This window comes from Okeania sp. SIO3I5, assembly GCF_010672085.1.
Lineage (GTDB): Bacteria > Cyanobacteriota > Cyanobacteriia > Cyanobacteriales > Microcoleaceae > Trichodesmium.
In genome coordinates this window covers 1-5,546 of record NZ_JAAHHT010000389.1, presented here as the reverse complement: position 1 = coordinate 5,546, position 5,546 = coordinate 1, and the positions used below count along the sequence as shown (strand labels likewise).

Below are 5,546 nucleotides of genomic sequence, written 5' to 3'. Positions count from 1 at the left end.
GTAGAAGCAGAAGATGCTGAGGAATATATTGAGCGGGTGAGTATTCCTGGAAAATTAACTGGGCGTACAGTTAGGTTGTTCTCAGGTCAAGTTGTGCCAGGCTAAGTGCGAGAAATATGGTCGTGAGTTTAGAGTCATAAATAGATGGGAACCCACTTCTCAAAAATGTAGTTGTTGTGGGTTTAAAGGTGGCAAGAAAGAGTTAAATGTTAGAGAATGGACTTGTCTCAATTGTGGCACATTCCATGACAGAGATGTAAATGCTGCTATCAATATTTTAGAAGTTGTTCAGCCAAAAACCAAGGTTGAAACAGCAGTAGAAAATCCAGTGCCTCCTGCGGAGGAGCTACGCTATCAACTATCACTTTTTGTTAACGAAGTTCCTCCGCAGGAGGCAATAGTCGCCGAAGGGCATTCGGAGACTAAACAAAAACGGACACGGAGGAAACGTAAGACTGGTACTATATCAGCAGACTCCAATGATGTGTCAACCCCCCCTGAGTTTTTCAAGCAGTTGAGTCTGTTTGATTGATGGATGGGAATCCCTTGCTGTACCGTCAGGTCAGCGTCGGGAGGATGTCAACATACAATGATAATTCAGAAAAATTCTATGAATTATTTAATGGAGAATTAATTGAAGTGCCTCAAGAATCAGGTTTAAATGTTGAGATTGCTAATTTTTTATTCCTGAAATTTGCCCTACTTTTAGGTCATCGTAGAGTCCGGAGTCAAGGATTAGAATTAGAGGTGAGAGGTGAACCTAAAAATCGCTATCCCGATCTGACTATTATCCGAGAAGAACATATTCAACAATTATCAAAACGAAATACAATTCGCCTGTCTATGTCACCTGCTTTATTAGTTGTTGAAGTTGTTAATTCTGGAGAGTTACAAAGAGAGAAAGATTATATTGCTAAGAGAATTCAATATCAAGATTGTGGTATTCCTGAATATTGGATTGTTGACCCAGAAACTCAAAGTATATTAGTCTTAGAATTAACAGGAAAAAGTTATATAGAAATTGGCAGCTTTTCTGGTAATGATTTAGTATTTTCTCCTGGATTTAGGCTAATTAACTTAAAAGTTTCCGCAGTATTTGATAGAGAAAATTAAGTAGGGATAGAACTTCGTTACCCTGAGGCGATCGCTCACGGAACAAGATAAAGTTTTCTGTCAAATAGCAGATGACTATTAGCAGATGAGTATCCTAGAATCGGATATAGACTATTATTAATATGTATTTTTCTGTTTGATGAGGTGATAGAAAAATGAGCGGGATTAAAAATCAAGCAATTATCAATAAAAAGGTATTCAATAGACGTTTATTTCCTTTAATTGAATTAAGGAAAAATATTCAGTTAAACCCTTATCCAAATTTACCTTTAAGAGAAAAAATTAGTTTGCCATTTGTTTTAGTATTTCTGGGAATATGGATTTCTGGAACCTTGAGTATTGGTTATTTCTTTACTCGATATACTGAACAAAAGGAGGTACAACAAGTCAAAGATGTTGGGTCTTTGATTTTACGAGAATTACAACAAGAAATCAAGGAAATGCACGTAGATGCTAAATTACTGGTGGAGGGAACCACAGTTCAAAAAGCATTACTTTTAAAAAATAGAACAGCAATTTTACAAGAATTATTACCTTTAAGAACGAATTTATCTCTAGATTTAATCCAGGTTGTAGATAAAAATGGTAATCAGTTAGCAGATTTGCGAAGCTCTACACTTTACAAGACAAAAATTGCTAATCAAACCGCAATTTCACAAGTGATTAATGGGGTGGATTTCTCTAGTATCATTGCTACAGAAAAACCAGTATCGTCGTCTATATTAATAGGAACTGCACCAGTTAAATCTAATCGAGGAATTATTGGCGGTATTATTATCGGTAGAGCTGTCAGCGATAAATTACTTGCAGAAACAACTAGAGGAATAAGTGAAGATATTATCGCTTTGCACAAGGGAGAAATAATTGCTTCTAGTTTTCCAAAAGCTTACACTTATTCTGATGAAAAAATTCAAGAATTATATCATAGTAACTTCAAAAAAATTAAAATTGGCTCTCGATTCTACATTACTAAAACTATAACTATATTAGGATTAGATGCTACTGAATTAGAGTTAGTTATCCTCTCTTGTATAACAGATTTAGAAGCGACAAAACAAAAGTTTTGGATTTTGATTGGTTCATTATCTTTGCTAGGTTCGCTAATAGCTATTCTTGTGGGTTATTTGGTTTCAAATTTAATTGCAGGTCGAATTGCTACTGTGACTCATGCTACGGAAGAGTTAGCTAGTGGCGATTTGAAAATGCGACTTCCTATTACCTATAACGATGAAGTAGATAAGTTAGCTAAAGGGTTCAATTTAATGGCTGAAAAACTTGAAGATCGAGAGCAAAAAATTAAATTTCAAGTGCAGCAATTAGAAATAACATTAAAACAACTTTCGACTACTCAATCTCAATTAGTTCAAACTGAAAAAATGTCAAGTTTAGGACGGATGGTGGCAGGAATTGCTCACGAACTTAATAATCCTGTGAGTTTTATTTATGGGAATATTGAGTACGCTTTTCAATACTTTTATGAGTTATTAGAAGTGATTAATGTCTATGAGCGAGAATATCCTGAACCTACACCTTTGGTTAATGATATTCTCTCAGATATAGATATAGAATTCGTGGTGGAAGATTTACATAAGTTGTTAAATTCAATGAAATCTGGCGCTGATAGAATTAGTAATATTGTTAGGAGTCTGCGGACTTTTTCGCGGTTAGATGAATCAGGGAAAAAGTCAGTCGATATCCATGAAAATATTGAATCTACTTTATCAATTTTGCAGCATCGTTTCTCTGATTCAAAGAAAATAGGAAATCAAACTAATAGCAAAATTCAGCTTGTGAAAGAATACGGTAATTTGCCCCTAGTTACTTGTCATCCTGGTAAGTTGAATCAGGTATTTTTAAATATTATTGAAAATGCTATAGATGCTTTGGAAATTTCAATTACTAAGGGGGAAAAAACTGATAGTCTGCAAATTTTGATTAAGACTGAAGTGACAGATAATAATTCAATAAAAATTAAAATTGCTGATAATGGTTGTGGGATGACAGAGGAAGTTAAAAGCAAGATTTTTGATCCTTTTATGACTACTAAACCTGTCGGTTCAGGGACTGGTTTAGGATTGTCTATTAGCTATTCAATTGTGGTAGATGAACATCACGGAAAGTTGAGTTGTATTTCTGCTCCAGGAGAGGGAACAGAGCTTTTAATTGAGATTCCGATTAACTAGAGAACAGGACTTACGCAGGCGAACCCAGAAACCCGGTTTCTCGTAGATGTTTATTGTCAAAAACAAGAATTTCTCGTAGAAACCGGGTTTCTTTGCGTAATTCCTATTTAACTAAAACTTCGTTGCTACTAGACTAACGGTGCGTTACGACAGATTGTTAAATACATTTTATGTACTTCATACTTCTACAACTATTGTCCAATAAATAAATCAAACATCAATCTTTTCTTTCTTTAATCAAAAAAGGCTGAAACTTATTCCTGCCAAGGCTTTGAGCGATTTAAATATTGGCTAATAATTGATAAAAAAAAGGCTGAAACTTATATCTGTCAAGGCTTTCAGCTATTTAACTATTGGCCAATAAATAAATCAAACATCAAATATTGATAAAAAAAGGCTGAAACTTATATCTGTCAAGGCTTTCAGCTATTTAACTATTGGCCAATAAATAAATCAAACATCAAATATTGATAAAAAAAGGCTGAAACTTATACTTGTCAAAGCTTTGAGCGATTTAACTATTAGCCAATAAAAGTAAAAGTATGAAGCATCAATAATCTGAAAGAGGGTGATATAGCTGCCACTATAACTTCTGACTTCTGACTTCTGATCTTAGCCGTTAACTCGTTATGCGAAGCGCAAAAACGTCCGTACGGGAGAAAGACTGTTGTTGGGTTGAGAGACCCGAAACCCAACCTAAATCTAACATCTAACTTTTGACTTTTGACTTTTGACTTTTGAATTTAATTCAATCGATGTTCCATCCCCGGAAAAGATAAAACTTGCCCAATAATAAGGATGTTGATATTCTCCTTCTTGCAACCAATCTCGCTGAATTTCGAGCAAGGCATCCGGGCGTCCTTTTCCTGCTTTCAATCCCTGATAACTAAGCTACCATCTGGTTGCCTTCACTGGGTGATTATCTCCTAATATTTCCTTTCTGATAGCTAAGGACTCTATATAGAGAGGTTCCGCTTCTGTTTATCTCCCTTTTAGCCTGTCCAGTTCTGCCAGATTGTTCAGAATTGCTGCCACATTGGGGTGATTGTCTCCTAATTTTTCCTTTGTGATAGCTAAGGAATTTTTATAGAGGGATTCGGCTTCTGTGTATCTCCCTTGAGACTGGTAAAGCAATGCCAGATTGCTCATACTCATTGCGACATAGGGGTGATTATCTCCTAATTTTTCTTTTATGATAGCTAAGGACTCTTTATAGAGAGGTTCCGCTTCTGTGTATCTCTCTTGAGACTGGTAAAGCACTGCCAGATTATTCAGACTCGTTGCCACATCGGGGTGATTATCTCCTAATTTTTCTTTTCTGATAGCTAAGGACTCTTGATAGAGAGGTTCCGCCTCTGTGTATCTCCCTTGAGATTTGTAAAGTCCTGCCAGATTGTTCAGACTCGTTGCCACATCGGGGTGATTATCTCCTAATTTTTCTTTTCCGATAGCTAAGGACTCTTGATAGAGAGGTTCCGCTTCTGTGTATCTCCCTTGAGATTCGTAAAGTCCTGCCAGATTGTTCAGACTCGTTGCCACATCGGGGTGATTGTCTCCTAATTTTTCCTTCCAGATAGCTAAGGACTCTTGATAGAGAGGTTCCGCTTCTGTGTATCTCCCTTGAGATTTGTAAAGTCCTGCCAGATTGTTCAGACTCTCTGCCACATCGGGGTGATTATCTCCCAATTTTTCCTTTGTGATAGCTAAGGACTCTTTATAGAGAGGTTCCGCTTCTGTATATCTCCCTTGAGACTGGTAAAGTCCTGCCAGATTGTTCAGACTCGTTGCCACATCGGGGTGATTATCTCCCAATTTTTCCTTTCTGATAGCTAAGGAATTTTTATAGAGAGGTTCCGCTTCTGTGTATCTCCCTTGAGACTGGTAAAGCAATGCCAGATTGTCCAGACTCGTTGCCACATAAGGGTGATTATCTCCTAATTTTTCCTTCCAGATAGCTAAGGACTCTTGATAGAGAGGTTCCGCTTCTGTGTATCTCCCTTGAGATTCGTAAAGTCCTGCCAGATTGTTCAGACTCTGTGCCACATTGGGGTGATTATCTCCTAATTTTTCCTTTGTGATAGCTAAGGACTCTTTATAGAGAGGTTCCGCTTCTGTATATCTCCCTTGAGACTGGTAAAGCACTGCCAGATTATTCAGACTCGTTGCCACATCGGGGTGATTATCTCCTAATTTTTCTTTTCTGATAGCTAAGGACTCTTGATAGAGAGGTTCCGCCTCTGTGTATCTCCC

Annotated in this window: 4 protein-coding genes and 1 pseudogene; 3 read left to right on the top strand and 2 right to left on the bottom strand. The window is 36.9% G+C overall.

Annotation, left to right across the window (positions count from 1 at the left end; all coding sequences use genetic code 11):
• Positions 1–91 precede the first annotated feature (91 nt).
• The 3 genes from F6K40_RS38370 (at position 92) to F6K40_RS38360 (ending at position 3,296) form a co-directional block, all read left to right on the top strand.
• Positions 92–532 carry a zinc ribbon domain-containing protein gene (locus F6K40_RS38370; protein WP_365674251.1) on the top strand — a complete coding sequence of 147 codons (441 nt, stop codon included), beginning with the start codon at positions 92–94 and terminating at the stop codon, positions 530–532.
• A gap of 44 nt (positions 533–576) precedes the next feature.
• On the top strand, positions 577–1,113 hold the full coding sequence (locus F6K40_RS38365) for a Uma2 family endonuclease (RefSeq protein ID WP_293144990.1): 537 nt from the start codon (positions 577–579) through the stop codon (positions 1,111–1,113).
• A gap of 155 nt (positions 1,114–1,268) precedes the next feature.
• The gene (locus F6K40_RS38360; RefSeq protein WP_293144987.1) at positions 1,269–3,296 is read left to right on the top strand and encodes a sensor histidine kinase; all 2,028 of its coding nucleotides are present in this window, start codon (positions 1,269–1,271) and stop codon (positions 3,294–3,296) included.
• Between the two features lie 702 nt (positions 3,297–3,998).
• Here the strand turns inward: F6K40_RS38360 and F6K40_RS38355 are convergent.
• Positions 3,999–4,172, bottom strand: a complete 174-nt coding sequence (locus F6K40_RS38355) for a hypothetical protein (RefSeq protein WP_293144984.1) — start codon at positions 4,170–4,172, stop codon at positions 3,999–4,001.
• A gap of 24 nt (positions 4,173–4,196) precedes the next feature.
• Positions 4,197–5,546: pseudogene (locus F6K40_RS38350) on the bottom strand (tetratricopeptide repeat protein); the annotation flags it as partial.

What these genes read in the sequence shown, in the direction of transcription:
- F6K40_RS38360 (WP_293144987.1), top strand. Translation starts at nt 1,269, where the DNA reads ATGAGCGGGATTAAAAATCAAGCAATTATCAATAAAAAGGTATTCAAT.
- F6K40_RS38365 (WP_293144990.1), top strand. Translation starts at nt 577, where the DNA reads ATGTCAACATACAATGATAATTCAGAAAAATTCTATGAATTATTTAAT.